At 71.5% G+C, this 26,728-nt stretch carries 29 protein-coding genes; 24 read left to right on the forward strand and 5 right to left on the reverse strand.

Features of this window, described 5'->3' with window-relative positions; all coding sequences use genetic code 11:
• The first annotated feature begins 6 nt into the window (after window positions 1-6).
• From F4559_RS20835 to F4559_RS20885, 11 genes are all read left to right on the forward strand, one after another.
• On the forward strand, window positions 7-711 hold the full coding sequence (locus F4559_RS20835) for an SAF domain-containing protein (RefSeq protein ID WP_184671137.1): 705 nt from the start codon (window positions 7-9) through the stop codon (window positions 709-711).
• Window positions 711-1,613, forward strand: coding sequence for a MinD/ParA family ATP-binding protein (locus tag F4559_RS20840; protein ID WP_184671139.1), 903 nt, complete (start codon window positions 711-713; stop codon window positions 1,611-1,613). Before F4559_RS20835 ends, F4559_RS20840 begins: the two co-directional genes overlap by 1 nt.
• Window positions 1,610-3,091: a TadA family conjugal transfer-associated ATPase gene (locus tag F4559_RS20845; RefSeq protein WP_376774649.1), complete on the forward strand. Its 1,482-nt coding sequence runs from the start codon at window positions 1,610-1,612 to the stop codon at window positions 3,089-3,091. Before F4559_RS20840 ends, F4559_RS20845 begins: the two co-directional genes overlap by 4 nt.
• On the forward strand, window positions 3,079-4,002 hold the full coding sequence (locus F4559_RS20850; RefSeq protein ID WP_184671143.1) for a type II secretion system F family protein: 924 nt from the start codon (window positions 3,079-3,081) through the stop codon (window positions 4,000-4,002). Before F4559_RS20845 ends, F4559_RS20850 begins: the two co-directional genes overlap by 13 nt.
• Window positions 4,003-4,007: 5 nt before the next feature.
• Complete coding sequence (locus F4559_RS20855; protein ID WP_184671146.1) at window positions 4,008-4,901, forward strand: type II secretion system F family protein; 894 nt, start codon at window positions 4,008-4,010, stop codon at window positions 4,899-4,901.
• Window positions 4,902-4,950: 49 nt separating this feature from the next.
• A complete protein-coding gene (locus F4559_RS20860) occupies window positions 4,951-5,139 on the forward strand; it encodes a hypothetical protein (protein ID WP_184671148.1) in 189 nt (62 codons plus the stop codon).
• 5 nt (window positions 5,140-5,144) lie between these two features.
• On the forward strand, window positions 5,145-5,594 hold the full coding sequence (locus F4559_RS20865; protein WP_184671150.1) for a TadE/TadG family type IV pilus assembly protein: 450 nt from the start codon (window positions 5,145-5,147) through the stop codon (window positions 5,592-5,594).
• A gap of 110 nt (window positions 5,595-5,704) precedes the next feature.
• Window positions 5,705-6,112, forward strand: a complete 408-nt coding sequence (locus tag F4559_RS20870; protein ID WP_312865737.1) for a pilus assembly protein TadE — start codon at window positions 5,705-5,707, stop codon at window positions 6,110-6,112.
• Window positions 6,109-6,600, forward strand: coding sequence for a pilus assembly protein TadG-related protein (locus tag F4559_RS20875; protein WP_312865738.1), 492 nt, complete (start codon window positions 6,109-6,111; stop codon window positions 6,598-6,600). Before F4559_RS20870 ends, F4559_RS20875 begins: the two co-directional genes overlap by 4 nt.
• A gap of 50 nt (window positions 6,601-6,650) precedes the next feature.
• Window positions 6,651-7,076, forward strand: a complete 426-nt coding sequence (locus F4559_RS20880; protein ID WP_184671155.1) for a hypothetical protein — start codon at window positions 6,651-6,653, stop codon at window positions 7,074-7,076.
• A 115-nt stretch (window positions 7,077-7,191) separates the two neighbouring features.
• A complete protein-coding gene (locus F4559_RS20885) occupies window positions 7,192-10,329 on the forward strand; it encodes a BTAD domain-containing putative transcriptional regulator (protein WP_184671157.1) in 3,138 nt (1,045 codons plus the stop codon).
• Between the two features lie 32 nt (window positions 10,330-10,361).
• On the opposite strand, the gene F4559_RS20890 is transcribed toward F4559_RS20885, so the two are convergent.
• Complete coding sequence (locus F4559_RS20890) at window positions 10,362-10,865, reverse strand: winged helix-turn-helix transcriptional regulator (protein WP_184671159.1); 504 nt, start codon at window positions 10,863-10,865, stop codon at window positions 10,362-10,364.
• A 618-nt stretch (window positions 10,866-11,483) separates the two neighbouring features.
• Here F4559_RS20890 and F4559_RS20895 point away from each other — a divergent pair.
• The 10 genes from F4559_RS20895 to F4559_RS20940 all read left to right on the forward strand — a co-directional run bounded on the left by F4559_RS20895 (window position 11,484) and on the right by F4559_RS20940 (window position 18,495).
• Window positions 11,484-11,858 carry a hypothetical protein gene (locus F4559_RS20895; RefSeq protein WP_184676561.1) on the forward strand — a complete coding sequence of 125 codons (375 nt, stop codon included), beginning with the start codon at window positions 11,484-11,486 and terminating at the stop codon, window positions 11,856-11,858.
• Between the two features lie 35 nt (window positions 11,859-11,893).
• Entirely contained in the window at window positions 11,894-13,123 is a 1,230-nt protein-coding gene (locus F4559_RS20900) for an AAA family ATPase (protein WP_184671161.1), read from the forward strand.
• A gap of 49 nt (window positions 13,124-13,172) precedes the next feature.
• Window positions 13,173-14,978: a VWA domain-containing protein gene (locus tag F4559_RS20905; protein ID WP_184671164.1), complete on the forward strand. Its 1,806-nt coding sequence runs from the start codon at window positions 13,173-13,175 to the stop codon at window positions 14,976-14,978.
• Window positions 14,979-15,058: 80 nt separating this feature from the next.
• On the forward strand, window positions 15,059-15,316 hold the full coding sequence (locus F4559_RS20910) for a hypothetical protein (protein WP_184671166.1): 258 nt from the start codon (window positions 15,059-15,061) through the stop codon (window positions 15,314-15,316).
• 87 nt (window positions 15,317-15,403) lie between these two features.
• On the forward strand, window positions 15,404-15,931 hold the full coding sequence (locus F4559_RS20915; protein WP_184671169.1) for a hypothetical protein: 528 nt from the start codon (window positions 15,404-15,406) through the stop codon (window positions 15,929-15,931).
• A complete protein-coding gene (locus tag F4559_RS20920) occupies window positions 15,928-16,272 on the forward strand; it encodes a hypothetical protein (RefSeq protein WP_184671171.1) in 345 nt (114 codons plus the stop codon). The genes F4559_RS20915 and F4559_RS20920 overlap by 4 nt, the downstream gene beginning before the upstream one ends.
• Window positions 16,273-16,328: 56 nt before the next feature.
• A complete protein-coding gene (locus F4559_RS20925) occupies window positions 16,329-17,156 on the forward strand; it encodes a restriction system modified-DNA reader domain-containing protein (protein ID WP_312865739.1) in 828 nt (275 codons plus the stop codon).
• A gap of 192 nt (window positions 17,157-17,348) precedes the next feature.
• Window positions 17,349-17,783, forward strand: a complete 435-nt coding sequence (locus tag F4559_RS20930; RefSeq protein WP_246445286.1) for a hypothetical protein — start codon at window positions 17,349-17,351, stop codon at window positions 17,781-17,783.
• A complete protein-coding gene (locus F4559_RS20935; protein ID WP_184671173.1) occupies window positions 17,780-18,211 on the forward strand; it encodes a hypothetical protein in 432 nt (143 codons plus the stop codon). The genes F4559_RS20930 and F4559_RS20935 overlap by 4 nt, the downstream gene beginning before the upstream one ends.
• A 74-nt stretch (window positions 18,212-18,285) precedes the next feature.
• The gene (locus F4559_RS20940) at window positions 18,286-18,495 is read left to right on the forward strand and encodes a hypothetical protein (protein WP_246445287.1); all 210 of its coding nucleotides are present in this window, start codon (window positions 18,286-18,288) and stop codon (window positions 18,493-18,495) included.
• A 652-nt stretch (window positions 18,496-19,147) separates the two neighbouring features.
• On the opposite strand, the gene F4559_RS20945 is transcribed toward F4559_RS20940, so the two are convergent.
• The gene (locus F4559_RS20945) at window positions 19,148-19,714 is read right to left on the reverse strand and encodes a MarR family transcriptional regulator (protein WP_184671177.1); all 567 of its coding nucleotides are present in this window, start codon (window positions 19,712-19,714) and stop codon (window positions 19,148-19,150) included.
• Between the two features lie 454 nt (window positions 19,715-20,168).
• Between F4559_RS20945 and F4559_RS20950 the strand changes: the two genes are divergently transcribed.
• The 3 genes from F4559_RS20950 (at window position 20,169) to F4559_RS20960 (ending at window position 21,924) form a co-directional block, all read left to right on the forward strand.
• On the forward strand, window positions 20,169-21,035 hold the full coding sequence (locus F4559_RS20950) for a hypothetical protein (RefSeq protein WP_184671179.1): 867 nt from the start codon (window positions 20,169-20,171) through the stop codon (window positions 21,033-21,035).
• Complete coding sequence (locus F4559_RS20955) at window positions 21,035-21,403, forward strand: DUF4357 domain-containing protein (RefSeq protein WP_246446139.1); 369 nt, start codon at window positions 21,035-21,037, stop codon at window positions 21,401-21,403. Before F4559_RS20950 ends, F4559_RS20955 begins: the two co-directional genes overlap by 1 nt.
• A 101-nt stretch (window positions 21,404-21,504) precedes the next feature.
• Window positions 21,505-21,924, forward strand: a complete 420-nt coding sequence (locus tag F4559_RS20960; RefSeq protein WP_184671184.1) for a hypothetical protein — start codon at window positions 21,505-21,507, stop codon at window positions 21,922-21,924.
• On the opposite strand, the gene F4559_RS20965 is transcribed toward F4559_RS20960, so the two are convergent.
• The 3 genes from F4559_RS20965 to F4559_RS20975 form a co-directional block, all read right to left on the reverse strand.
• The gene (locus F4559_RS20965) at window positions 21,911-22,837 is read right to left on the reverse strand and encodes a C40 family peptidase (protein ID WP_184676049.1); all 927 of its coding nucleotides are present in this window, start codon (window positions 22,835-22,837) and stop codon (window positions 21,911-21,913) included. The genes F4559_RS20960 and F4559_RS20965 overlap by 14 nt on opposite strands.
• A gap of 57 nt (window positions 22,838-22,894) precedes the next feature.
• Entirely contained in the window at window positions 22,895-23,965 is a 1,071-nt protein-coding gene (locus F4559_RS20970) for a replication-relaxation family protein (protein ID WP_184671186.1), read from the reverse strand.
• A 93-nt stretch (window positions 23,966-24,058) separates the two neighbouring features.
• Window positions 24,059-26,704, reverse strand: coding sequence for a type IV secretory system conjugative DNA transfer family protein (locus tag F4559_RS20975; protein WP_184671188.1), 2,646 nt, complete (start codon window positions 26,702-26,704; stop codon window positions 24,059-24,061).
• Window positions 26,705-26,728: the final 24 nt, after the last annotated feature.

Here is a 26,728-nt window from a genome sequence, read left to right on the forward strand (position 1 = left end):
CCAGGCGTGAACACCAACACCGCCCGACCGGAGACCGGCCGGCCCTCGACCGCGGCCGACAACCTCTGGATCGGCAACGACAGGAAGCAACCTGCCTCGCGGTTGCGCGCCTCCAACCACCGCAGCCTGCCGTACTTGCTGCTCGGTGTGCTGCTCGTCTTGGTCTGTGCGGGCGGGTTCGTCCTGATCTCGCTCGACTCCGGCGACCGCCGGGCCGTGCTCGCACTGGCCCGCGGCGTGCCGGTCGGGCACGTACTTACCACCCAGGACCTGCGGCAGGTCAACGTCGCGGTCGACCCCGGTGTCGCGGTCGTCGGCGCGGACCAGGCGGCCATCGTGGTCGGCAAGCCGATGGCCACCAGCCTGTCGGCCGGAGCACTGCTCACCCCGGACGCCGTCGGCGGCGCCGCGCTCCCGGAGAACGGCCAAGCCATCGCCGCCCTCGCGCTCAAACCCGGCCAGTTCCCCGCCGAAGTCGGACCGGGAGCTCGCGTGTCGGTGGTGTTCGTCCCCGGCCAGGCCGGAACCGTGACCAGCCCACCCGCCGACGGCGGCACCGTCTGGCCTGCGGTGGTGACCAGCGTGACCACACCGGCGAACGACCAGAACACCGTGGTCTCGGTGCAGCTGTCCGAGGCCGCCGCCCGCCAGGTCGCCGCAGTGCCGGCCGGTCAGTTGTCGATCGTGATGCTCTCCGCTGGAGGTCGCTGATGTTGATCTCGATCCTGTCCCTGAAAGGCTCACCGGGCGCCACCACGCTGGCCGTGGCCTTGGCCGCCCGCTGGCCCGCCCCGGCACGCGCACTGGTGGTCGAGGCCGACCCCTCCGGCGGAGATCTCGGCCTGCGGTTCTCGCTGTCCTCGACACCGGGCCTGGTCAGCCTCGCCGCCGCCGCGCGCCGCGGTGGTGACGCCGACCTGGTGTGGCGGCACACCCAGCAGCTTCCCGGCGGCCTCCCGGTGATCTCCGCCCCACCCGATGCCGACCAGGCCCGCGCGGCGCTGGCGGCCTTGGCTCCCGACCCAACCAGCGGGCTCGGTGTGCTGCGCGCGGCGGCCAACCAGCCGGGCACAGTGGTCATCGCCGACTGCGGGCGCGTGGACCCCGGCTCGCCCGCACTACCGATCGTGCGCGCCTCCGACGCGATCGTGCTGCTCTCGCGGGCTCACGCCGACGACCTCGCGCACCTGCCGCGTCGGCTGCCCACCGTCGGCCGCTGGAGCCCCAACCCCGTGCTGCTGCTGGTCGGCGAGGGCTACTCCACCGCCGAGGTCGCCCGCGAACTCGGCGTCCCGCCGCTGGGGCGCGTGCCCGACGACCCGAACGGCGCGGCCGTGCTGTGCGGACGGCCGAACAAGCTGCGCTGGGGTCGCAGCGGCCCCGCACATTCGGCGCTGGGCCGCTTCGCCCACCGGGTCGCCACCGAACTCGCCACCCGCGAGCGCACACCGGCCAGCCGAGCACAACCCCGGCCCCCTGAGCCGGTGACCCAAGTTCCGCTCCTGCGCTCGGTGCCGGGTGTGCCACCCGGTGCGGTCTCGTCCAACGGCATCCGCGTTGCACCAAGCCCCGCCGCCGACCATCGCGACCAGCAGGGAGGGCAGGCATCGTGACGTACCCGACCAACCAGTACCCCGCGCCAGTGCCGCTTCGCCCCCACCAAGAGCAGCCCGGACCGCCCCCGTTCGGTAACGCCGCGCCTGGCTCCGACGCCGGTATGCCGCCGCTGGGATGGGAACCCGACGAAGAGACAGCCGATCTGTCGGCCGCCACGACGCGGCTGCGGCAGCACCTGCGGGAGCGGTTGAACGCCGAGCTTCCGCAGCGGGTTGCCGATCAACAGGACCGCACCGGGACCACCGCCACCCGCGAGGCCCGGCGCGAACTGGCGCGCGGCATCCTCGACGAGGCGCTGCGCGTGCACACCGAGAACGAACTGGCCGCGGGCCGGCAGCTGCTGCCCCGCGAGGTCGAGCAGCGGGTCATGGGCGAGGTCGTCAACGAGCTGTTCGGCATGGCCGGGCTCCAACCGCTGCTGGACGACCCGACGGTGGAGACGATCAACGCCAACCGCTACGACCGGGTCTTCGTCCAGTACAACGACGGCCGCCGCGCCCCGGTCGCCCCGATCGCGGGCTCCAACGAGGAGCTGACCGACCTGGTCCGGCTGCTCGCCGCTCGCGCCAGCAGCCAGGAACGCCGGTTCGACCAGGGCTCCCCGGCGGTCAACCTCCAGCTCCCCGGCGGGGAGCGGCTGTTCGCCGTGATGGGGCTGACCGCTGGGGGCGTCACCGCGCTGTCGATCCGCCGCCACGGCTACCTCACCGTCACCCTCCCGGAGCTGCGCCGCCGAGGAACCCTCGACCCCGGCCTGGAGGCGTTCCTCCGGGCGCTCGTCAAGGCCCGCAAGAACGTCTTGATCACGGGCGGCACCGGTGCGGGCAAGACCACCCTCCTGCGCGCGCTCGCCGGCGAGATGGACCCGCTGGAGCGCATCGTCACCATCGAGGACGCCTTCGAACTCGGCCTGGACCACGACCCGGACATCCACGCCGACGTGACCGCCTTCCAGGCCCGCGAAGCCAACGTGGAAGGCGAGGGCGCGATCAGCCAGGCCGAACTTGTCCGGTGGGGCCTGCGGATGAGCCCGGACCGGGTGATCGTTGGAGAGATCCGCGGTCCCGAGGTCATCCCCATGTGCAACGCCATGAGCCAGGGCAACGACGGCTCGATGGCCACCCTGCACGCCTCCAGCTCCCGCATTGCCTTCACCCGCCTCGCCTCATACGCCGCCCAAGGCGTCGAACGGCTCCCACTGGAAGCCACCAACCTGCTGGTCGCCTCGGCGGTGCACTTCGTGGTGCACCTGGCCCGCGCCGAGGACCGACGCACCCGCGTCGTGTCCTCGATCCGCGAGGTCGTCGGCGCCGACGGCCCGCAAGTGATCTCCAACGAGGTCTACCGCCCCGGCCCCGACCGCCGCGCCCGCCCCGTGGCCGGGGCCCTGCGCAGCGACACCCTCGACGACTTGGTCGACGTCGGCTTCGACCCCGGCGTGCTGGAGAACCCCGAGGGCTGGTGGGGGCCGTGAACATCACCCTCAGCCCCACCACGGCCGCCGCGGCGCTGCTCGGTGTCGGCACCGGGCTCGGTCTGCTGCTGGTGGTTCTCGGCTGGCGCGGCACCGACCCCCAGCGTCAGCGCCGCACCCGGACCCGCGCGGCCCGGACCGTCGACCAGCACCGCGGCCTGCGGATCGCCCTCGCCATCACGGTCGGGGTGGTGACCGGGCTGCTCACCGGCTGGGTCGTCGGCGCCGTCCTGGTCGGCCTCGCCGCCTGGGCACTCCCGCGGGTGCTGGGCCGCGATCCCGAGCACGCCCGCCGTGTCGCGCGGATCGAGGCCATCGCCACCTGGACCGAGATGCTCCGCGACACCCTGTCGGCCGCCGCTGGGCTCGAGCAGGCCATCCTCGCCACGGCGCCGCTGGCGCCGACAGCCATCCGCGGCGAGGTCGGCGAGCTCGCCGCCGGGATCGAGAACGGCGACCGGCTCGCGCCCGCACTACGTCGCCTGGGCGAACGCTTGGACGACCCGGTTGGCGACCTGGTCATCGCCGCCCTGCTGCTGGCCGCCGAACAACAGACCCGCCAGCTCGCCGACCTGCTCGGCTCGCTGGCCGACGCCGCCCGCGGGCAAGCCTCGATGCGGATGCGCGTCGAGGCCGGCCGCGCCCGAACCCGCACCTCGGTACGCGTCATCGTCGGCACCACCCTGGCCTTCGCCGTCGCCCTGGTGCTGCTCAACCGCAACTACATGGGCGCTTACGACAGTGCCGCCGGGCAGATTGTGCTGCTGGGCATCGGCGCGCTGTTCGCCGCCGGGTTCGCGTGGCTCAACCGCATCGCCCGCGTCGTCCGGCCCGACCGCTTCCTCTCCACCGCCGATCAGGACCCGGTGACCAGCCCGGCACCGGTCCTCGTCACCGCGAGGCAGGAGTGAACACCGTGATCACCTACATCGCCCTGGGCATCGGATCCGGGATCGGTCTGTGGGCCTTGGCGGTCTACCTGTTCCCGCCACGACCGGCCCTCGGCGCGGTCCTGGCCCACGCCACCGCACCACCCGCTCCGGCGCCCATCCTCGCCACCGACGACACCGGCTGGGCCGTCCGGCTCGGCCGACCCGCCGTCGCCCCCTTGCGCGCGTTGGGGCTCCCTGGTCCGCGCTTGGCCAAGGACCTGGCGGTCATCGGTCGCTCGACCTCGACCCACCTGGCGGAGAAGGCCACGCTCACCGTCGCCGGACTGCTGCTCCCGGTCCTGCTGACCGTGGTCCTCACCGTGGCCGGGCTCGGACCGGGCTTCGAGTTTCCGATCATCGCCGGACTCGTCCTGGCGGCCGTCGGGTTCGTCCTGCCGGACCTGCAAGCCCGCTCCGACGCCGCGAAGCTGCGCACCGGGTTCCGCCACGCCCTCTCGGCCTACCTGGACCTGGTGTGGATCACTCTGGCCGGGGGAGCCGGGGTCGACAGCGCGCTGGGCGACTCGGTCAATATCGGACGGGGGTGGGCGTTCGAGCAGATCCGCCGCGCCCTGGACACCGCCCGCCTCACGCGCACGACCCCGTGGGCGACGCTACGCCAGCTCGGCGAGGAACTGGACGTGACCGAGCTCGCCGAGCTCGCGGCCTCGGTCAGCCTGGCCGGCACCGAGGGCGCCAAAGTCCGCACCTCCCTGGCCGCCAAAGCCGGAGCACTGCGCACCCAGCAGATCACCGAGGCCGAAGGCGACGCCCAAGCCGCCACCGAGCGCATGAGCCTGCCGGTGATGGCGCTGTTCCTCGGGTTCCTGGCCTTCATCGCCTACCCCGCGCTCACACAGGTCCTCAATGGACTGTGACATCTCGCGCGCACAACGACCAATCGCAAAGACAAGGAAGGAAAACACGATGCGCACTCAAGCCGAGGCATTGTGGACGGTGGTAGAGGCACGGTGGGAGAAGCTGCGCCGCCAGCCGGAGGCCGGGTACTCGACCGAAACCGTCCTGGTGACCGCGCTGCTCGTGGTGGCCGCGCTCGCGGTGATCGCGATCGTCATCGCGAAGGTCACCGAGAAGGCCAACGGCATCACCATGTGATCCCCATGAGCCACAAGCACAACACTCGGTCACGGGCGACTCGCGCGGGATGGTGTCGGGTCCGTCGCGCGCTGCGCGGTGATCGCGGCTCGGTCAGCGCGGAACTGGTCATCGCGACACCCCTGCTGTTGCTGATGCTGCTGGCCATCGTGCAGTTCGCGCTCTGGTCGCACGCCACCCACATCGCCCAAGCCGCCGCCTCCCAAGGACTCGCCGTGGCACGGTCCCAGAACGGGACCGCCGCAGCCGGCATGTCCAGCGCGCGGCAACTGCTCGACCAGCTCGCGAGCGGCCCGCTCACCGACTCCACAGTCGCCTCTGACCGCAACGCCGCCTCGGCCTCGGTCCGGGTCAGCGGGACCGCGACCTCGGTCGTGCCGTTTCTGAGCCTGCCGGTGCACGCCGAAGCCGTCGGGCCCGTCGAACGCTTCGTCCCCGACCTGGCAGGCCGGTGATGGCGATGGCCCGGCACACCGCGCCCGTCACGGGCCCAGGACGGCGTCACGGCCGCGCCCGGCCCGGTCGGCAGGGGTGGGCGGCCTGGTGGCGTGCTGATGACGGGTCGGTGGCGGCCGAAGTCACCATCGCGGCGCCGTTCCTGGTCATGCTGCTGGTGTTCGTCGGGGTCGTGATCCACCGGGGGGTGGACGCGCGGATCCGTATCGACGACGCCGCCCACCAGGCTGCTCGCGCCGCCAGCATCGAACGCACCCCAACGGCCGCGACGACCGCGGCTCAGTCGACCGCGGCGAGCGCACTGTCGTCAGCGGGGGTGACATGCGCGTCGTTGTCGGTGAGCACGTCGACCGGCGGCCTGCGTCCCGGTGGCACGGTCAGCGTGACTGTGTCCTGTGCCGTCGACTTCGGCGACGCGCTCATCCTCGGCTTACCCGGCGGCAAGACCCTCTCGGCCACCTCGATCGAACCCGTGGACCTCTGGCGTTCGACCCTAAACACCGGGAGCGGGACATGACCCGGCGAGGCCGACACTCGCGGCGCAGCTGGTGGTCGACCTCGTGGTCGACATGGTGGCGCACACGCCTGCGGTGGTGGCGCGCCGACGAGGGCCGGGTGACCGCGTTCGTCCTGGCGATGACCGTCGGCATCCTGGCCTTGGCCGGCCTGACCCTCGACGGCGGCCTCGCGCTGGCCGCCAAAGTGCGGGCCAATGGCCAGGCCGAGGCCGCCGCCCGCGCGGGCGCCCAGGCCATCGACCTCACCGCCTACCGCGGCAACGGCCGCCTGCAGCTCGTGCCCGCCCAGGCGGTCGCCAACGCCCAGGCCCACCTAACCGCCGAGGGCGCCACCGGCGCGGTGACCGTCTCCGGCGACACCGTCACGGTCACCGTCACTGCCTCGCAACCCACCCAGCTACTCGGCCTGGTCGGCATTGGATCGCTCCAAGTGCACGGGCAGGGCAGCGCACACCCGCAGCGCGGGGTGACCGCGATCGATCCATGACCACATCGTCGTCCGCCGTGAACACGGCATCGCAGAGAAGGGGAAGCAGCATGGCAACGCCCGAGGAGATTCGCCAACGCGTCGAGGAGGCCGACACCGCCCGCAGTGCGCGGCGGGCTGCCGCCGCGCAGCAGGTCGGTGAACTTGCGCAACGCCGAGCCGAGATCGTCGCCCAGCTCGCCGAGGTCGAACGCGAGCTCGGCGAGGTGGTGGCCGGCGCCCAGGACGTCATCGACGTTGACGAGTTGGCGGCTTTCACCGATCTCAAGCCATCCGACCTCACCGGGTGGCTCGCGGGGCGCAAGCCCAGCCGCGGCAAGCGAAGGAAGGCCACGACCACGACCGGCGCGCACGGTGACGTGCCCTCTTCGTCTGGATCGAGAGCACAGGCACCCGAGCAGAGGCGCAGCTCCGGCGACAGCCCGGTCGCTGCCCGGACGGACACATCCGAGCTGATCGGTGCCCGCGCGAGCTGATCGGTACCCACGTTGGCGTCGCCCGTGAGGTTCATCTACGGCACGGCCCCCATGCCGTCGCTTTACCAGGACGGCGAGCGACTACGCCCAAGTCTGTTGAGGAAACGAGCACGTCATGGCCACAACCCCGCATTCCTCCCGCCGCAAGTCGCGTCGGCGAACGCGAGGCCGGGCGTGGAAGGGCGCCGGGCGGGTGCTCCGCGCGCTCGGCCGGCTGGTGCGCGGCGTACTGGCGGCCACCGTGCTGGCCGCGTTGCTGGCCGGGCTGCCGTGGGCATTGACGCACTTCGTCGGCTGGCCCCTGCCGGACCACCTGCCCTCCTGGGCGGAAGTCCAGGGTGTCCTGCTCGGCCCGATGACCACCACATTCCTGCTGAACTTCCTCGCCTGCGCGACCTGGCTCGTGTGGGCCTTCTTCACCCTCGACGTCGCCCGCTGCGCGGTCGAGATCGCCCACGACGCCCGGATGCCCGACCTGTCGGCGGCCGGACCAGTGCACCGGATCGCGGCCGTGCTCGTCGGCGCGGTCCTGATCTCCATCCTCGGTCAACGGGCCAGCCTGCCCGCCACGAGCCCCGCTGCGGGTGGTGCGGCAGCTGAGGTGGTGGCGACGGCTCCCGCCTGGAGCACACCCGCCGAACAGGGGAAATTCGCGGTGGTGCGACCGGCCGCCTACAGCGCGCCAGAACACCACGTGGCGACCAGAGCGGTCGAACAGGCCAGCCGCGTGAAATCCGCCGTGGTGCTTCCGTACAACCCCGACACCGGCGTGTACGACTCGCTGTGGCGGATGTCGGAACGCACCCTCGGCGACGGCAACCGCTGGCCGGAGATCTACGCGCTCAACAAAGGCAAACCCCAACCGAACGGCGGCACCTTCACCCGACCCAGCCTGATTTTCCCCGGCGAGGAGATGGCCCTGCCTGACGATGCCACCGTCAGCTCCCCACCAGCCCCCGCCCCGGTGCAACCGCCGATCATCCCGCCCCCTGCACCCGAGCCGCCACCCAGCAGCACGGCCACACCGGCCCCCTCCACGACCCAACCACCCGTCACCACCGAAGCCCCACCAACCACGCAGGCCCCATCGGCGACCCAAGCGCCGCCGAGCACCGACGCGGCAGGCGAGCCGGGGATCAGCTGGGGCGAAGAACTGTTCGTCGGCCTCGGCCTGGCCGCGGCGGTCAGCGCCGCCCTGGTCGCAGCCCGGCGGCGGAATCGACGCCGGTACCAGCCGGGCAGCGGCGACCGCAGCGACCTACCCGTCGCCCCGGTCGTCTACCAGCTGCGGCTGGCGCACCTGCGCGCCGACCACGACACCACCAGCGCTAACGACGAGGTAGACCTCGACTGGCCGACCGAACGTCCACCACGCGCACCGGCACCGCCGCTCGTACTCGGCACCCACGCCGACGTTTCCGACGTCCTCGACGACCAAGCAGCGGTCCTGCCGGTCGGTGTCCGGGACGGCCGCGAGATCGCGGTGGACTTGGCGTCCGCGCACGGCCTGGGTCTGCTCGGCGCGGGCGCGCCTGCCGCGGTCCGTGCGTTGCTCGTGGCCATCCTGAGCACGGCCGCCACCACCGACAGGCCGGCCACGGTCATCGTGCCTGCCGACGCCCTCGCGGTCCTGTTCGGCAGGCGCGTGGCGCAGGCACCGCTTCCAGCGGGTGTGCGCGTGGCAGCCGACCTCGACGCCGCGCTGGACATGCTCGAATCCGAGACCCTGGTTCGCGTCGGTCAACTCCCGCCCACCGGCCAACCTTGGGAACCCGTCGTGCTGGCGGCGCGCGCACCCGGCCGCCAGGCCCGCAGGTTGCAGGCGGTGTTGGACAACGGCTCGACCGTCGGCGTGACCGGACTGCTGCTGGGCCAGTGGAGCAGCGGGGTGACCGCCTACGTTCGCGACGACGGCACCATCTCCACCACCAGCCCCGGCCTCGGTGAGCCGCTGTGCGGCGCGCGCGTGTTCCGACTGGGTGACGACCACCTCGCCGACCTGCTGGACCTGCTGCATCAAACCGACCCGGACGTCGAGCCCGAGACCGCCGTCGACGAACCACGTCCAGCGGTCGTACCGCGTCCTCACGTCGTCGTGGACGATCCCGGTCCCGGCGCGAGCACCGACGACCGCGGCCCCGCAGGTAGCGAGCACACGCGCGCCGAGAGCACCATCCAGGCGCCGGTCGCCGACACAGACCTGGAGCTGCTGGCAGCCTCCGCCGAAAACGACCGGCGAAGCGACGGTGAGCTGGAGATCCTTCGGCCGGAGCCCGCACCAGCGACGTCACTCGGTCTCCGGCTGCGCCCTGTCCAACCCGTTCGCTCCGACGTCGACCCAACAACCCAGAACGCCGGTGAAGGCCACCAGCCCGGCTTGTCGGCGGGGAGCAGGCCACAGGGCCCCGCTGAGCCGCGCGAGGGAGCGTCTGCGCCGCTGCACGTCAGCGTGCTCGGGCCGCCGCGGGTGTGGTGGCGTCCCACACCGGCAACACCCGACGGCGAGACCGCCGAACGCGAGATCACCTCGGCGTTCCAGCCACGTCTGCGCGAGCTGTTGGTCTTTCTGGCGCTGCACCCCGACGGCGCCAGCCGCGAGGCGCTCATCGCCGCGCTGTGGGCCACGAGCCCGCCGGAGCGGACCACCAACGCGATGAACACCGCGCTCTCACGTCTGCGCCGCGCCTTGGCCGCCGCGACGGGCAACGCGTTGTCGGACCTCGTGGTGGTCGGTGAGGGCCGCTACCAGATTGACCCCGAACTGGTGGAGGTCGACTACCACCACTTCGCCGCCGCCGTGGCGGCCCGCCGCGCCGCCGTCACCGACGCCGATCGGGTCGAGGCGTACCGGCGGATCGTCGACTGCTACACCGGGCCTCTGGCCGACGGGCTTTCCACCGACTGGATCGAGACCGCCCGCGAGGCCATCCGCCGCGACGCGATCGACGCCGTCGCCGCCCTGGCCCGCGCCCTGGTCGAGGACGACCCCCAGCAGACGCTGGACCTGCTCGAGATCGCGCGCGCGTTCGACCCGCACAACGAGCTGATCTACCGCGACATCATGCGCCTGCAGGAACGCCTCGGACAGCTCGACGCCATCCCACGCACCCTGACCCTGCTCACCACACGGCTTGCCGAGGTCGACGATCGGCCCACGCACCAGGCCGTCGACCTGGCCGACCGGCTACGTCGTCGCCACGAGGCCCCCGGCGAACCGGGACGAGCCGACCGCGGGCACAGCCGAGCGGGTTGAACCCCGCCGGCGGCCTCCTGCGCGGCGTCGGGTCACCCGACGCCGCCACCGGCACGAGGGCGACGGTCGGCGGAGTGGAATCGACCGGCCCCGGCCGGGGAGTCGAGATCGACCACGTCATCGAGAATAGCCGTCTCCGCACCACTTTGACGGCTGTGCGCTTGCGCCTGCGAGAGCAATTCCGGATGCGCACGAGTCCACTCGATCAGAGGCTCTGCCAGCGTCAACACCTCCGCGACCGCTGGAGTCAACGAGTACGCGACCTCCGGCGGAAAAGACTTATCGAAACTCTCGCGGACGATGAGACCCTGTTCGCGCATCTTTTTCAATGTGCGCGCCAGAATGCTATCGTGCAGGACAGCGTGTTTGTCCGTCCAATTCTCGTCGATGGAATACGAGTTGACCGTGGAAAGAATCTCTACCCGACGCAGCGGGCCGTCCCGGAGTGCTACCAGGATGGCGGGTACCCACTTGTCCCCGAAAAGGTTCTTCAGGTCATACAGTCCGCGAAGGACCCTGTCATCTCGCTCCGTCACCGCGCCTCCCCGTGTTCGCTGACCGGCCCCCACTGCGCGCCCGCTCGCCACGTCCTGCGGCAGGCCCTTCCCCGAGTCTGCCGTCGAGGCGATCGTGCCTGCTCAGCGCGACCGCTCCCTCACCCCCCGCCTCCCCTGGCGACGAGTGTCGAGCTTCCCGCGCTACGCCAAACGGCCGACGTCGCCCACCGTATTCCTACTCAGCTCGACCCCGGCGAAATGTCACTCTGTGTAGTCATTGTGGAGATCGACAGCGCGTACGGTCACTTCCGTTGGGGGTTCACACGGGGGATCACATTGGGGATCAGGTTGGAGATCCTGTTAGAACGCCACCCCCTCCCGGCAGTAAAGACGCCGGTCAGGAGCCCCGTAGGGGGATCCGCTGGTATCCCAGACTCGCTTGGTCACGAGCCGGTGAACACATCGGGGCGGGCTGGTGGCCGGCTGTCTGCCGTGTCGGCTCCGCGGGTGCTCCCGGCTTCTTATTGTCGTCTTTCTCGTTCAATTACCCCCGACTTAATATCCCTTAGCCCCTTTCTTTTTGCATTCGGCGCGTGTCGCCGGCTTTCGGTCTTCTGGTCGCCTTTCGTCGCTCGTCGCCTTCTGGCCTGCGAAAACGTGATCGCATTTCGATTTGAAATGCGCGGTCGCGCGCGGGGTTGGGATTCCGGAATGGTGGCGACGGGGTCGAACGAAAAGAGTCTTGAAAATGAGCTGCCAAACCTATTGCATGACGCGCGGCGCAGAGTCATAATTGAATTGTCGCCGGGGGAACCGGAAACCACACCGAATACCACGCCCGGCGCGAGCCATGTCGAAAACGGGGAGCCAATTATGTGTTACGCCGACACCCTGACGAATGACGACGGAACCGCCACCGCGTTTTGCTACTGCGGATGGTCGGCGGACCACGCCACCCCGGAAGCGGCGGACACCGACGCCGAACGCCACCAGACCGCCGCCGACGCCGCCGAGTCCGCGCTCGCCGCCTGACCCGCCGCCCCGCACACCCGAAAGGAACGCCCGCGATGACCACGCCCACCCCACCCGCCGCACCACCCGCCCCGGCACCGACCACCACGCCGACCACCCCGGCGGGCGCGCCGAAACGGCTCGGGAACGGTGAACTGCGCGCGATGGTCGCCAAAGTCCTCGCCGACAACGCGGGCACCGACCTCACGCCCCGCACCATCGCGCACACCCTGAACCGGTCATCCGGGGCGGTCGGCAACGCGTGCAAGGTGCTCGCGGACCGGGGGGAGGCCGAGGTCGCTTCCACGTCCCCGCTGGCCTACCGGGCGACCGCGACCACGGCGTCCGCCGCCGCGCCCAGGATCACCCCCGCTCCACCGCGCACGCCCCGCCCGAAGCCCCCGAAACCGACCACCAGCGCGCCCACGCCCGCCCGGTCCGGTGCGGGCGGGTCCGCCGCCCGGTCGGCGGGCGTGGTCACCGGTCCGGTGAAACGCCCGAACGGGATGGACTACCACCCCCGGTTGCTGTCCGGGATGCCGGACGTGACCGCGTTGCGGCGGTTGCGTGACGCCGGGGTCGCCGCGCTGTTGTACGGACCGCCCGGCACGGGCAAGACGTCGGTGGTGGAGGCGGCGTTCCCGGACTGCATCACGGTTCAGGGTGACGGGGACACCGTGGTCGCCGACTTTGTGGGCGACTACACCAAAACCCCGGACGGCGAGTTCGTGTTCGTGCACGGTCCGCTGGTCCGCGCGATGCGGGACGGGGTGCCGCTGTTCATCGACGACGCCACCCTGATCCCGCCGACCGTGCTCGCCGTGGTCTACCCCGCGATGGACGGACGCCGCCAAATCGTGATCAAGGCCAACGGTGGCGAGGTCGTGGACGCCGCGCCGGGGTTCTACGTGGTCGCCGGACACAACCCCGGCGTGCACGGGGCGGTGCTCACCGACGCCCTCGCGTCCCGGTTCTCCGTGCAGGTTCAGGTGTCCAGCGACTACGACCTCGCCGACCAGTTGGGCGTGGACAAGAAGGCGGTGCGCGTGGCGCGCAACCTCGCCACCCGGCAGGAACGGGGCGAGGTCGGGTGGGCACCACAACTGCGGGAACTGTTGGCGTTCAAGAAGATCGCCGCCGTGTTGGGCACCGACGCCGCCGCCGGAAACCTCGTGGGCATCGCGCCGGAAGAGGACCGCGCCACCGTCACCGCCGTGGTGCGCGACGCGTTCGGGCGCACCGTCACCCCGCTCGCCCTCGGTGCCCGCATCACACCGAAACCCTGACCACCCGACCCACCCCGCGAACCGCGACCGTCGCGAAAGGACCGCCACCGTGAGCACCCACTTCACCGCCGACCCGACCGCCACCGGTGCCGCCGTGTTCCCCGCCCGCCCGGAATGGCTGACCCTGTCCGCCGCCTTCGCCGACGAGGTCCCGATCATCGCCGACCGCGACGACCTCCTGGTCACCGTCGCGCCCGGCGCGGGCGGGGGTGCTCCGGCGTGTTTCTACCCCGCCCGCGCGCTGATCGAGGTCGACGGCGACCACCTCGGGGTGGACCCCGCCACCGTGGACCCCGCGAACCTGTCCGACCGCCCCCGCTACGCCCCGGCGTGGGGTGCCCTGACCCACGAATGCGGGCACGCCAAACACACCGCGTGGGAACCCCCGGACGATGCCCCGCCCGGCGTGGTCGCCGCCGCCATGCTGCTGGAAGAGCCGCGCATGGAAGCCGCACAGGTCCGCCGCCGCCCGGACGACCGCCACTGGTTGCGGGCGTGCGTGAAGGGCATCGTCGCCGCCGATCTGCACCTGTTCGCCGACCCCGCCACCGCCCCGCAGATGACCCCCGCGCACGCCGCGCACACCGCCGCCCTGTTGCTGGGACGCGCGGACGGCGGGGTCCTCACCCGCACCGAGGTCGCCCCCGTCGCCCGTGTTATCGAAGACGTGCTCGGGGCCGACACGTTGGGCAAGTTGCGGGCGGTGTGGCGCAAAGCGTTGCGCACCGCCGACGACGACGGCGAGACCATGCTCGCCCTCGGGCGGCAGTGGTGCGAGATCCTCGGCACCGACCCGGACACCGACCCCAACACCCCCGCCGACCCGGACCCCGGCGCGGCACCCGACCCGTCCGGCACCCCCGACCCGTCCGGCGGCACCCCCGGCACCGGTAGCGGCAACGCCCCCGCCGATCCGTCGCCGTTGGCGGACGCGATCGCCGCCGTGCTCAACGGCGTGGCGGCGAGGGTGGCGCGGGAGAAGGCACCCGAGGACCCCGCCGCCGTCGCCGCCGCCGAGAAGGCGAAGGCTGACGCCGCCGCCGAGGAGGCGCAGAAGGCGGCGCGGCGGGTGTTCGCCGCTGGTGGTCCCCGGACCGGGACCACCCGGCTCGCGGGTACCCGTCCGCCCACCCCGGAGGAGTGCACCGCCGCGCGGGTGTTGGCGCGGGCGTTGGACACCGCCGGGGTGCGGGAACGGGTCGCGGTGAAGTCCTCCTCGGAGGTCCCGCCGGGGCGGTTGCGGATGCGCGGGGTGCGTGCCGCCGAAGCCCAACGTGCCGCCGGGGCGGTGGTGACCGCGCAACCGTTCACCCGCACCACCCGCACCCCGGTCACCGTGCCGCCGTTGCGGGTCGGGGTGGCGTGCGACGTGTCCGGGTCGATGCGGTGGGCGTGTGCGCACGTGGCCTCGGCGGCGTGGATTTTGGCCAACGCCGCCCGCCACACCAGGGTGCCCACCGAGACCGCGAGCGTGATCTTCGGGCACCACGTGCGCCCGCTGACCCACCCCGGCCGTCCGCCCGCCGAGGTCACCGAGTTCGAGTCCAACGACAACTGGGAGGACATCCCGGTCGCGTTGGACGCCCTCGACGGGGCCCTCGGGCTGTCCCGCCCCGGCGCGGCGCGGCTGGTGGTCATCGTGTCCGACGGCCAGTACCGCAACCAGCCCCGCATCGCGGGGCAGCGCAAGCTCGACCGGTTGCGCGCGTCCGGGTGCGCCGTGCTGTGGCTGACCACCGGCACCCACGACACCCCGCTCGACGGGTCCACCGTCCACGTGCTGACCGACCCCACCACCACCGCCCGCGCCATCGGGCACGCCGCCACCGCCGCCCTCCGCGCGACCGCCCGCTAGCCCGACCGGTCCGGGGGCGGGTCACCCCCGCCCCGGACCACCCACCCCGCACCAACCCACGACCACGAGGTGACCCGCCAATGACGCACGAACACCCCCGGACCGTGGGCGACCTGATCGCCGCCCTGTCCGGCTACGACCCCGCCACGCCGCTGCGGGTCGCCGCCCAACCCGGCTACCCGATGGAGCACCTTCTCGCGCGGGTGGTGTGCACCCCCGACGACGCCGAGTCCTGGGGCGTCCGGCCCACCGACCCGCCCGTGGTGTGGCTCGGCACCGGTGAGCAAGTCGGCTACCTGCCCGCGATCGCCGCCGATGCCCTCGGGTGGTCGGCATGACCACCGCCTCCACCGTGCTCGCGGAGCTGCCCTCGGCCGGCGAGGCCGCGGCGCGAGGCGCCGGCCAAAGGCCGGTGAGCTGAGGTCATGTCAACCAAGACCGACTTCTACCTCGGGCGCGGCCATGACGCCGAGTGGCTCGGCTCCCTGCAATGGGAATGCGAACCCGAGAACCTCCTGCGTGTCCCGCCCGGACGCCTCGCGCTGACCGCGACCGACGAGCCCACCTACCGCGCGGCCGTCGCCGACCTGTTCATCGTGTGGGAGACCGAGGAGCTCGGCGCGGCTTACCCCCGCCGAACCGGGTGGCCGTGGCCGTGGGCGACCAGCCACGTGAGCAGTTGGATCGTCGCCTTCGACCCCGCCGCTCCCGGCGTGTTCCTCACGGTCGGCGGCGGAGTGCGCTGGGAACCACTCGACCCGCGCAACCCTCGCGAACCCGCCGAGGACATAGGACCCCCGGACATCCACGCGTGGTTGCGCGCACCCGCCGACCCGCCCTCGGTCCCGCTCCCGCTCATGCGCGACCCCGCCACCGGACTGCCCACTGCCGCCGGACAGTGCCTCACCAACCCGCACGACACCCGACACGACACCGAAGGAGAAGGCCGATGACCGCACCCAACTCGCCCGAGGTCGACATCGTCGCGCGCAGCTTCACCGAGAACGGCTGCACGGTGACCTCGATCATCTACGACCCCGCCGACGCGCAGCAGATCTTGTACGGCACCGTCACCCGCGACGGCGTACTCGTCGGCAGCTACTACTGCGCTGACCGCATCCGCCAGCGGGACTGGCGGATCGTCACCGCCGACGGTCACGACCTCACTGTCGACGGCACTCCCGTCCGCCCGTTGGACGAGGGCTCCGCCGTCATCGTGCTGACCACCATCCTCACCGCGCCCAAGCACGAGATCGACCAGCTCCTTCGGGACGCGACTCGCCCGCCCCGGTGACCTCGGACCACCAGGCCATACCTCGGGGACACCACTCACCCCGCTGGAGGACAGCTGTGACCACGCACCACGGCGCGACGACGCCAACAATCCCCGGCACTCTGCCACCCGAGACGGTGTTGCTCGCCCCCACCGTTCCGCCCGCCGTGCCGATGTGCCCACCCGCCGGGGCGTGGGGGCTCGTGGTGGTCGCCGTGCGGACCGCCGACGCCGCCGGAGCCCCGGTCCGCTTCACCGGGGACGCCCCCGCACCCGATCCCGCGCACACCGACACCGCCGACCTGCTCGCCGGGGTGTGGCTACCCGAACCGCCGCCCGCCACCCTGCACACCGGAGACGTCGTGGTCCGCCCGCGCACCTCGACCACCGACCCCACCCTGACCGACATCGAGGTCCTCGCCGCGATCCAGGGCGAGTGGCGCACCGTGGGCACCTGGAAGGCGGTGGACGCGCGCTGGCCGCACGAGGTCGCCATGACGGTGCTCGTGCACATGCGCTACCTCGCCGACGCCGCATTTCAAGACGCGCAGTGGGCGACGCTGACCGGGCCGATCGCCGCCGCCATGCCCGACTGGCTCTCGCGCGGACTCGGCCTCGCCGGCGAGCCCGCGGCCTCGGCGCCTCGCCGCACACCCGACGGCCTCGCCGAGCTGCTCGAGGCCGGACTGCTCGCCGAGGGCGAGCAGGTCGTACTCGACGAGCACACCGCGACCGTCCAGGCAGGCGGGGTCCTCCACCACGGACCGGACGAGTTCGCCGTGTCGACCGTCAACGCCCTCGCCGCCCACCTCTGCGACTTCACCGCCAACGGCTGGCACCTGTGGCGACGCGTCCGCGACAACCGCCTGCTCGCCGACCTGCGCACCGAACTCGCCCGTCGCTGAACCTGACCACCCGGAAGGACTCCGAGATGACCACCTCGATGACCGAACGAGACGAGACCACCGGCACCAGCCCCGCACCACTACCACCACACCCGCACCGTCGAGATCGGCGGACGTACCGTCCGCGCCCACGTCGAACGCGACTTCTACATCAACCAGAGCCGCGCCGTCGCCGAGGTCCTCAACGACCAGATGACCTGGACCAGCCTCGCCGCCGACGCGCCCAGCGACTGGTGGCACAACACCCCGACACCAGGACCCGACATCGACGATCCCGCGCGGTTCCTCAGCCCGGTCACCGAACGCCTCCTTCAGCGCGTCGCCACGATCCTCGCCGCCCCGCCGACGACACGCACCATCTCGCCGCACCTGCACGGCGCGATCAGCGCACTCCTGGCGACCAGCTACGGCTACGACGCCGAGCACCGCATCGACCCCGACGAGATCACCTGGGCCTACACCCACGGCGGTGCGCTGCACATCATCGAACACCCCGACGGCAGCGTCACCTTCACCAAACACCACCGCGAGGACTGCCCCTTCATCACCAGCCGGGGCGCGCAGGAATGCGACGAGGACTGCTACTTCCCAGACCCCGCCGACGTCGAACGCGCACACGGCAAATGATCCCCACGACCGCCGACTTCTACGACGAAACCGGACGCCAAGCCCGCTGGCTCGGAGCTATCCACGGCAACGCCGACCCCGAAACCCTGCGGGGCCTCGACTCCGGCCGACACATGCTCGACGCCACGGACCCGACGACGTTCGCCGAGGCCGCACTCGACCTGCTCGAGGCGTTCTCCCAGCAGAACCTCGGGCACAGTCACCACCCCCGCGATGGCTGGCCGTGGTCATGGCCGGACAGCCGCAGCACCGACTGGATCTACACCTTCGACCGAGGCCGCACGTGGGTGATCACCGGGCGTATCTGGAGCTACACGATGCCGCGAGTTGACCACCCGCCACCACGACTCGCTGCAACCGGCCACGTCCAACCCGGCCCTACCCAGGACTCGACCGAAAGGCACGGCAACACATGCCCGATCTCCTAGACCTTTCCGAACCTCGGCCGCGCTGCCCGGACTGCGAGGCCGCTATCGGCCAGCCACACGTCGAGGGCTGCGATGTGGCCAGGTGCCTGCGCACGGGGCTCCAGCGCCTGAGCTGCGAGCGCAAACACAACTGCGGCAAGGACACCTGGTCCGGCCGCTGGCCCGGCGAGGTCGACTGCGAACGCCTCGGCTGGATGATCGGCCCCGGCCTACCCGACCTGAACCGGCTGCTCACCGAGGCAACCTGGAACCCCGCCACCCAGCAATGGGACGCCGCCTCCTAGCCGATCCGAACCACACACCCAACCCCAACGGGGCGGCCACACACGCCCCACCCACCAGCGACCCCAACGGGTCGCTGGTCGGCCTTCACGACCAGCCCACGCCCACACCGCCCCGCCAGCATCGGCCCCGCACAACAACATCGCGGGCCGCAACGCCTTTCCTCGCCTCGTCTTCCGTTGAACAGCCCGGCCCCCCAAGAGCCCCCCGGCTCCTTTTGGATTCGCCGGCCGAGGTCAAGTTTCCTGCGCCGCGAGATGGCTATAGAGACACGTGCTCGGGGGCGAACATCCGCATGGTGCCCCACGGGGGCTCCCTAACTCCCTGTGGCTCGAACCGGTGCGGAAGTTCTCGGGGGGAAGTAGGTAGATCGCGCCTGTTCGCCTGCTATCGGCTGAATGATCGCCCCGCGCGCCAATGGCGTCGGCTGCGCTTGCTCATCGAACTACCAAGCAGGCCAACGGTTCATACGATCGCGAAAGCCGCGATCGGACCCGCACAGGGTCGTCCACTTGCCAGCATTCCCTGGACGCTGTGGGTGACGAACAACCCGGAAACCCCTATGCAGGCACATGAACCCCAGGACGCCGTCGTGCCCCCAACGTGATCCGTTGGAGGCACGTGACGAGGTGACCCGCCTGATAACGGGGACGGCTACTCCGTTGTCGCCGCAGTCGTTGCGGCGCGCGAGTACTTCTTCGGCTTGTCACTGGTTCGCACGACGTAGCCGCTCTCGACCAGCTTCTCCAGCGCGTTGTGTACCGCACCAGAGGAACGGTTCAACGCCTTGCCGATCGCGTTCGGACTGAACTCGCCCGGATTGTCCTCCAGGTAGTCCTCGACCATGCCGCGCAACGCCCCCGGTGCCAACCGCTGAGGCTTCTCCGACTGCTTCTCCGGATCGACGTCGGTCGGCTGGTCGTCGGTCGGCTGGTCATCCGTGGGCTGGTCGTCCGTCGTGGTGATGGACCAGCGGTCGGCGGGGCGCGAACCACCGTCGGCGATCCCGGCGGTGCGTGTGACGAGGCCGTCGTTCTCCCAGCGGTTGAGGATCTTGGGCGCGGTCGACTTGCCGATTCCGGCGGCGGTGGACAGGGCGGTGGCGGTGCTGCCGGGGTTGTTCCGGAGTGCCTGCCACAGCTTCTCCTCGGTCTCTGTGCGCGGCTTTGCCTGATCGGTCGCCGGAGCGGGGACAGCTCGGAGGGTGCGGTTGGTGGACATGACTACCTCGCATTGGTGACGTTTTCGGATTGGGTGGTCATGCCCCGGCCGGAGCGGGTGCGGCCCCGGTGCGCATCCGGTGGTGTGTCGGGCCGCACGACTATGGACGCTTCCTTCGGCGCATGGAGTCAAGCGGTACATCAAAAAACCGCTTGTCTCCTGTGGACGGTTTGCCGGTTCGCGTTGCGTCGTTAGTACAAACCGGTCCACTTCGCACCCGTGCCGTGCACAGGCGTTGACACCTCCGCGCGCACGAAGCGTCCATACACGTCGACCCGACACAAACCGTTGGAACCAAGGGGGTTGACCGAATGCGCGACCTGAACGAACTCGCCACACCCGCGCGCCGGCCGCGGCAGGGCCGCGGTGCCCACAGCTCGGACCGACACCTTGCGCGCATGGGTGAGGCCGCAAGAGGCAGGGGTGCGGCGTGATCGCTGTGACGGCGCGGGACGTGCCCGAGATCCGCGCACGCATGACCGACTGGGCACGCGACCCCACGCTCGACGGCGCGGACAACTGGTTCCGCTTCTTCCTGGGACCGAGTCCTGACGGTGCCACCGAATCACGGGTGTTCGACCGAGTCGACGATGTGGGAGCCACCATCGCCGGAACGCTGGCGGTCCAGCTTCCGGCGGCGGAGTTGTTCTACGTCTCCGCCGACATGACCGACCTTGCCCGTCACGCCGCCGACACGCTAACCGACTACCGCCTGCACCCGGAGGACCTGCCCGCGCAGATCGGGGTCATGGTCTACGAGCACCCGCCGGTGCAAGGAACGGCCGCCGCACGCCACAACGCGATCTCAATTGTCACGTGGGGACCGGGGCGCGGCGGCTTGTGGGTGCACACATGGGCGACGACTTCCCCATCACAGCAGGGCATCGTCCGTATCGGACGCACTCTCGCGCAGCTACCCCGTGACGAAGTGCTGGAGCGAGCGAGAACGGCCGCCGCGAGGAATCTGCCCGAGCCGACGCCGGAGAACAAGCCCTCCGACAGCGACGAGACCGCCGACCGAGTCGCCGATCACGTTCTCGCCACCTTCCTGCCGAATCTCGAACGCGCTCCGGTGCCGCCGTCGTTCGTCCCGCCGCACGGGTACGAGTGGTGCGCGCTCACGCCGATGGAGTTCACCGAGATGGAGGGCTGGCCGGACGGCGTCTCCCACCCGAGCAGGACCACGGTAGGTCGGGCGACCACCACGTCGCCGACCTGGAGGTGCTGCTGGCCTACCGAGGCCGGTGGATGCCCATCGGGCGCTGGACGGGGTTGGACGAGCGCTGGCCGTGGACCCTTGCCCCCACAGTCGCCGCCGTGATGCACCTCTACATCGACGCCGCCGAGACGCTCAGCCGGGAGGCGGTGCTGACCTCCGATCGGCCCGGATCCTCACCGTTGCGCTGGGCGGGCACGGTCCTGAGAGACCTGATGTCGGCCGACCTGCTGACCTACGGCGAGGAACTCGTGTGGGAACGCTGCGCGGGCGAGGTACGCCACACCGCTCGACTGCGGATCGACGGCACCTTCCTGCTCGCCGACGGCGAGCGGGTCTTCGCCACCCCGTCAGCCGCCGCGACCGCCCTGAGCGGCAAGCACCACCACGGCTGGAGCGCGTGGCGACGCACCTCCGACGGCCGCTCGCTGGCCGACCTGCGCGCCGACCTCCGTACCCGGCGGGACCGGTAGCCCACCCACCACTCGACATCACTCCCGAGTCACAAACGCCGTGTCGGACCACCCGACTGTGGGCGGGCGGTCCGACGGCGTGCACTCACGAAGGACTCGTCATGGCTGAACCTGACGTCCCGGCGGACCTGCAGGTGGTGTGGGGCGCGCGGGTAGAGATCGAACGCGGCTACCGGCTGGAGGCGATCGCCGTGGCACTGTCCGCCGACATCGCCGAGCTACGCGAGGACGGCGGACTTCCCGGCCACATCCACACCCGCATCACCGTGCTGCCCCAGCACCGGCTGCTGGAGATCCGGGTCGAGGGCCTCTCGGTCGAGACCGACCCGGACCGCACCACCAGCCGCGAGGTGATGAACACGCTCTTCGAGCTGGCCAGCGACCACAACATCATCACCCTCGACACCGTCTCGCCGCCGCTGTTCACCCAGCGGATCGTGCTGGTCGACCCCTACGGCCAGCCCTTCGCCGCCAAGGTCGGCGCGGGGATGGGTGAGCCCGAACCGTTCACGCCGCGATAGAGGCCGCCGGGCGGGTCGCCCCGGCGTAGTCGTCGCCGTTGTAGCGGTATTTGTCGATCTGCACGGGTTGGCCGAAGGTCGGAGCGTTGATCATGAGTCCGCCGCCGATGTAGAGGCCGACGTGGTGGATGTTGCCGGGTGTGCCGTACAAGACGAGGTCACCCGGCAACAGCGGCTGCCCCGCCGGGACGCGCGGGCCAGCGTCGTACTGGGTCTGGGCGGTGCGGGGCAGGTTCACTCCGGCGGCGGCATAGGCGGCCTTGGTCAGCCCGGAGCAGTCGAAGCCCGCGTGTCCGCCGTCGGGTCCGTTGCCGCCCCACACGTAGGGCAGACCTCGTTGCCCGCAGGCGTAGTTGATCGCGGCGAGGGTGATGGCGTTGGGGGCTCGGATGGCGTTGCAGTCGCCGTTGCCGACGCTGGTCGCGGCGGCCTCGGCGTACTTGGCAGCCTGTTCGAGGACCTTGTCGACGTACCAGTTGGCGTGGTTGTAGGCGAAGATCGCCGCCCGCAGGTCGCCTCGCCGGACGCCTTCGTCGCAGAGCAGGAAGGCCGCGGCGTGGATGGCGTCGTGGGGGTTGTACCGCGAGGGCGGGCTCGCGCCGCCGGGCGGGATCTGGTGTTTGGCGATGACGCCGGTGAAGGTCGGGGCGAGAAACTGCATCGGCCCGCCGGCCCCGGCGAAGTTCTCGCCCTCGGTCACGCCGGGTGCCTTCAGCCGACCGTGGTCGGTCTCGACCTTGCCGATCGCGGCGAGCACCGTCCAGTCCAGGCCGGGACAGTCCGGGGCCGCGGCGACGTAAAGCAGGCAGTACTCGGGCGGGATGTCGGCGATCGGTGACGTGCAGTCGATGGTGGTGTTCGAGGAGCTGCCGAACAGCGCGTCCACCACGGCACTCACGCTCTGGCCGATCATGACGGGAATGAGCAGCAGGATGGCCGCGGCCCCGATAGCGATCTTGGCGAGCACCTCTCACCACCTCCCCGGCCGGCCCGCCCCGCGCGACGCCCGTGAGCTGGTCGAGGTAGGCGGCATCGGCGAGGGCGGCGGCGACATCGGCTGCGGCGAGTCCGCACCCGCCGGGGCCTCCTCGTTGGGCGTGACCGGCGGCGGCACGTGCGGCCAGGCGTCGGGCAATCCCGACAGCGGTCGCCGGGACGCTCCGGCAGGGGCGTTGAGCGGCAGCCAGACCTCGTCGGCCGGGCTCGGATGCGTGGCCTCGGGATTGAGCAGCTCGGCCGCCGCGGTGGCGATCGGCACCGAGCGCCGGTCGTCGAGCTCACGCCACGCCTTCGCGAGCAGCCGCCGGGCGGCGGCCTCGCGCCGCGAGGTCGGCAGCCACACCAACAGCGGCGTGGTAATACCGGTGGCTTGCGCGAGGGCGGCGTAGCCGGCCAGTTTCCCGGCGAGCTTGCTCAGCGGCTCGGTGCCGAAGTCGTACTCGAGGAACCACTCGACCTGCCGTTCACCTGACCTCCAGCGGCCGTAGCCGTCGGGTTTGATCAGGTCACCGAAGTGGCGGGCGCAGCGGGTCTCCGACCACCACGCCGCCAGCTCGACCTGCTCGCCGGGGTGAGGGTTGCGGGCGCGGTCGACCAGGGCGGTGAACCACTCGTTGACGCCGACGGTGTGGGCCAGGCGCAGGCTGTGGGCGACGCCGAAGACCCGGTCGTGCCGGTAGCCGAGTTCCTTGACGTCCAGGCCGTCCTCGGCGGCGAGCACGGCCGCACCGGCGGGCGCCAGGACGTAGTGCATCGGCGCGGTGCCGAGGGTGACGAAGGGCTGGAAGCGGTCGACGACGCCCCACAGGTAGAGCTCGCGCAGCCGCATCCGCCCGGATCGGAAGCTGGGGAAGGCGAGCGCGGTGATCTGGTGGGCGGTGAGGACCTTGTGCTCCCAGAGCATCCGGGCGATCCACTTGTCGCGCGGGGTCAGCCGCCACGCCAGCACGGCCTGGTGCTCGGCGGTGTTCGCGACACGCGGGGTGGGCCGGGTCGGCTTGTGGCCGCGCAAAGCACGCTGCCGGGTGGGATTGGTGATCATGGTGGGCACCTCCGGGTGGGCAGGGCGAAACCGCCCCGGCGCGAAGCGCGCCGGGGCGTGATGGGCGGGTGAACGAGCGGACGAGCGGGGCGGTCAGCCGTTGCGGCGGGGGTCGGCGCTACGCGGGCGCGCGACGGGCTCGTTCCGGTTCGCGGGTCGGGCCGGACCTGACGAGCTGCGTGGTGGCCGGGTGCCGGCGGTTGCGGGCCCGCCGGTGGCGGCCTCGGTCGCGCGGATCCGCGCCGTGCGGCGCGCCACGCCGCGGATCTCCCGTGCCCTGCCGGGGACGGCGGGCGGGAGGGGCTGGGTGAGCATGGTGAACGGCTGGGCTTCCTCGCCGTTGAGCACCAGTCGCACGGCGGCGTGGTAGACGCCGAGGTGGGCGAGGTCGTGGTCGGACAACCTGGGTGCGGTGTGGCGGGAGAGCTCGCGTGAGTCCTCGGGGCTGGCGTTGAAGAAGATCTTCGAGCGGGCGTTGGTGGACATGCCTTCGCGCAGTTCGCGGGGGAGTTGGCCGAGGTGCTGGTGGGCCAGGGTCATCGCGACTCGAAACCCGCGGGCCTCGGCCAGCATGTCCTCGATCGGGTAGGGCAGGTTGAGGAAGTTGTGGCACTCGTCGATGACCAGGCTCGCGTCCCTGCGTTGCCGTTGCGGGGTGCGGGCCCGGCCCGTGGTGGCCTGCCACGTGCGGGCGACCACCAGCGACCCGACCAGCCGCGTGGTCTCCTCGCCCAGCGAACCCTTGGGGATGCGCACCAGGCAGATGCCGCCGTCGAGGACCTGGCTCATGTCCACTGTGGAGTGTCTGCCCGCGATCGCGTCCCGAACAAAGGGCCGCAGGAGGAACGCGCGAAGTTTGTTCATCAGCGGGCTGATGACCTGGGAGCGGGACGAGTCGGTGAGGTCCTCGTACCAGGACCAGAACCCGCGCAGCACAGGGTCGGTGATTCCGGCGGTGACCCGGCTGCGGAAAGCCTCGTCGGCCAGGAGCTTGGGCAGGTCCGCCAGGGTGGCGACGCCTTCCTGGTTGCGCAGGGTGAGGCAGGCGGCGCGCATCACGTCGTCGGTGCGCGGTCCCCAGAACGCCGAGTACACCCGCCGGAACACACTGACGAGGTTGTCCACCGTCAAGTCGGTCTCGCCGCCGTCCAAGGGGTTGAGGCACGGCGGCCGGGACTTGCTGTCGGCGTCGAAGATCACCATCCGGTCCGCGGCGGAGCGGGGCAGTCGCGAGAGGACGTCGGTGACGAGGTCGCCCTTGGGGTCGATGAGCACGATCCCCCGACCTGCCTCGGCATCGGCCAGGATCATGTTGCCGAGCAGGGTCGACTTGCCCGAGCCGGTCGCGCCGATGACGTGCAGGTGGTGTCGGGCGTCGGGCACGCGCAGGGCGACGGGGCGCTGGTGGCCGGTGTCGGTGACCCCGAGTGGCTTGGCCTCCGGGCCGGGCGTTGCGATCCCAGGCGGCGGGGCGATGGCGCGGGCTCCGGCGCGTTGGATGCCAGGGATGGCCTCGTCGGTGGGCAAGTGCGCGATCGCCGCCAACTCCGGCACCGACAACAAGTCGCCGCGCCCGAGCCGCCGGGAGTCCACCACGGCGCCGGGGTGGCGGATGCGGTTACGTGTGTAGTGGTTGTGCTCGGTGTAGGAGGCGAACGACGCCGCCAAGGCGTGAGCCCGTCCGCGGGCCACTTCCCGCGCCCGGCGGACCTCCGCCTCATCGGTGTCGGCGGGCAGCAGGGTCGCCACGGCGTAGCGCACGACCGTCTCGAACTGGCTGCCTCGCTGCTTGCCGACGATCGCGCGGTTCTGCGCGGCGTATTCCAATGAGGTCTGCGGGTCGCTGTGCAAGGCCCCGGTCTTCGTCCACGCGGAAGCCGTACGCCGCGAGCGGCTGCCCGTGCCGGGGGTGATCGCGTCGAGCACGCGCCCGACCAGCCGGGTCGAGCCGCCGGTGTGGACCCGCCGGGCGGCGCGCCGCGCCTTCTGCACGCGGCGGCCGGTGACCGGGCGGGCCAGCACCTGCACACAGGCGAACTCCTCACGTCCGAGACCGACCGGCGCGCCGATCAGGGCGCGGATCGGGTCGGCGTCGAAGTCGCTGCGGATGGGCAGCGCCTCGGGGCGGGCCAGCCTCAGTTCGCCGCCGACTACCAGTCGCCGCTGCCCCTCGTTCGGTGTCGGCAGGGGTGGCTCGGCCGGGCCGACGCGGGTGTGCGCGCCGGGCCAGGCCGCCTCCACTGCGCGTTCGACCAGGCCGGGCGGGATGAGGCCGGGCACCCACAGCCGGATCGCGACACCGGCCTCGGAGAAGACGTACTCGCACGCCACGTGCGGCTGGCTGGTGAACGCCCGCCGCCACCCAGGGCGCAGCAGCCCGACCAGGTTCGACCACAGTGCCGCCCCGCCCGCGGGATCCACTTGGGGTGGGGCGAGCACGGTGACCTGACGGGCGTCGGCCAGCAGCAGCTCGTGGCAGCGTCGGGCCCACCAGCGCCGGCCGAGCACGATCCCGGTGATGAGGACCGCGAGGACCGGCGCCGCGATCGGGCCCCAGTCCAGGGCGAGGTCCCGCAGCCGGGCCAGCAACGCGAGTAGCGCGCCGCCGGGATCGCGCAGGTAGTCCTCCAGCCACCCGGCGGCGACAGGGGCCGTCGAGTGCGGGCGCGTTGTAGTGAGGGGTAGTTCCGGTGGCTGGTCGAGGGCAGGCGGTACCCACGTCGGTGTTCGGGGCAGCATGAACGAGTCCCTTCACGGGAGGGG

The sequence above is a fragment of the Saccharothrix violaceirubra genome (assembly GCF_014203755.1).
GTDB classification, from domain to species: Bacteria; Actinomycetota; Actinomycetes; order Mycobacteriales; family Pseudonocardiaceae; genus Actinosynnema; species Actinosynnema violaceirubrum.

Coding starts and splice junctions, on each gene's coding strand:
- F4559_RS20900 (WP_184671161.1), top strand. CDS start 11,894: ATGACCACGCCCACCCCACCCGCCGCACCACCCGCCCCGGCACCGACC.
- F4559_RS20860 (WP_184671148.1), top strand. CDS start 4,951: ATGCGCACTCAAGCCGAGGCATTGTGGACGGTGGTAGAGGCACGGTGG.
- F4559_RS20945 (WP_184671177.1), bottom strand. CDS start 19,714: ATGTCCACCAACCGCACCCTCCGAGCTGTCCCCGCTCCGGCGACCGAT.
- F4559_RS20965 (WP_184676049.1), bottom strand. CDS start 22,837: ATGATCGGCCAGAGCGTGAGTGCCGTGGTGGACGCGCTGTTCGGCAGC.
- F4559_RS20920 (WP_184671171.1), top strand. CDS start 15,928: ATGACCGCACCCAACTCGCCCGAGGTCGACATCGTCGCGCGCAGCTTC.
- F4559_RS20910 (WP_184671166.1), top strand. CDS start 15,059: ATGACGCACGAACACCCCCGGACCGTGGGCGACCTGATCGCCGCCCTG.
- F4559_RS20840 (WP_184671139.1), top strand. CDS start 711: ATGTTGATCTCGATCCTGTCCCTGAAAGGCTCACCGGGCGCCACCACG.
- F4559_RS20930 (WP_246445286.1), top strand. CDS start 17,349: ATGACCTGGACCAGCCTCGCCGCCGACGCGCCCAGCGACTGGTGGCAC.
- F4559_RS20975 (WP_184671188.1), bottom strand. CDS start 26,704: ATGCTGCCCCGAACACCGACGTGGGTACCGCCTGCCCTCGACCAGCCA.
- F4559_RS20885 (WP_184671157.1), top strand. CDS start 7,192: ATGGCCACAACCCCGCATTCCTCCCGCCGCAAGTCGCGTCGGCGAACG.
- F4559_RS20880 (WP_184671155.1), top strand. CDS start 6,651: ATGGCAACGCCCGAGGAGATTCGCCAACGCGTCGAGGAGGCCGACACC.
- F4559_RS20865 (WP_184671150.1), top strand. CDS start 5,145: ATGAGCCACAAGCACAACACTCGGTCACGGGCGACTCGCGCGGGATGG.
- F4559_RS20915 (WP_184671169.1), top strand. CDS start 15,404: ATGTCAACCAAGACCGACTTCTACCTCGGGCGCGGCCATGACGCCGAG.
- F4559_RS20955 (WP_246446139.1), top strand. CDS start 21,035: ATGCACCTCTACATCGACGCCGCCGAGACGCTCAGCCGGGAGGCGGTG.
- F4559_RS20875 (WP_312865738.1), top strand. CDS start 6,109: ATGACCCGGCGAGGCCGACACTCGCGGCGCAGCTGGTGGTCGACCTCG.
- F4559_RS20960 (WP_184671184.1), top strand. CDS start 21,505: ATGGCTGAACCTGACGTCCCGGCGGACCTGCAGGTGGTGTGGGGCGCG.
- F4559_RS20935 (WP_184671173.1), top strand. CDS start 17,780: ATGATCCCCACGACCGCCGACTTCTACGACGAAACCGGACGCCAAGCC.
- F4559_RS20970 (WP_184671186.1), bottom strand. CDS start 23,965: ATGATCACCAATCCCACCCGGCAGCGTGCTTTGCGCGGCCACAAGCCG.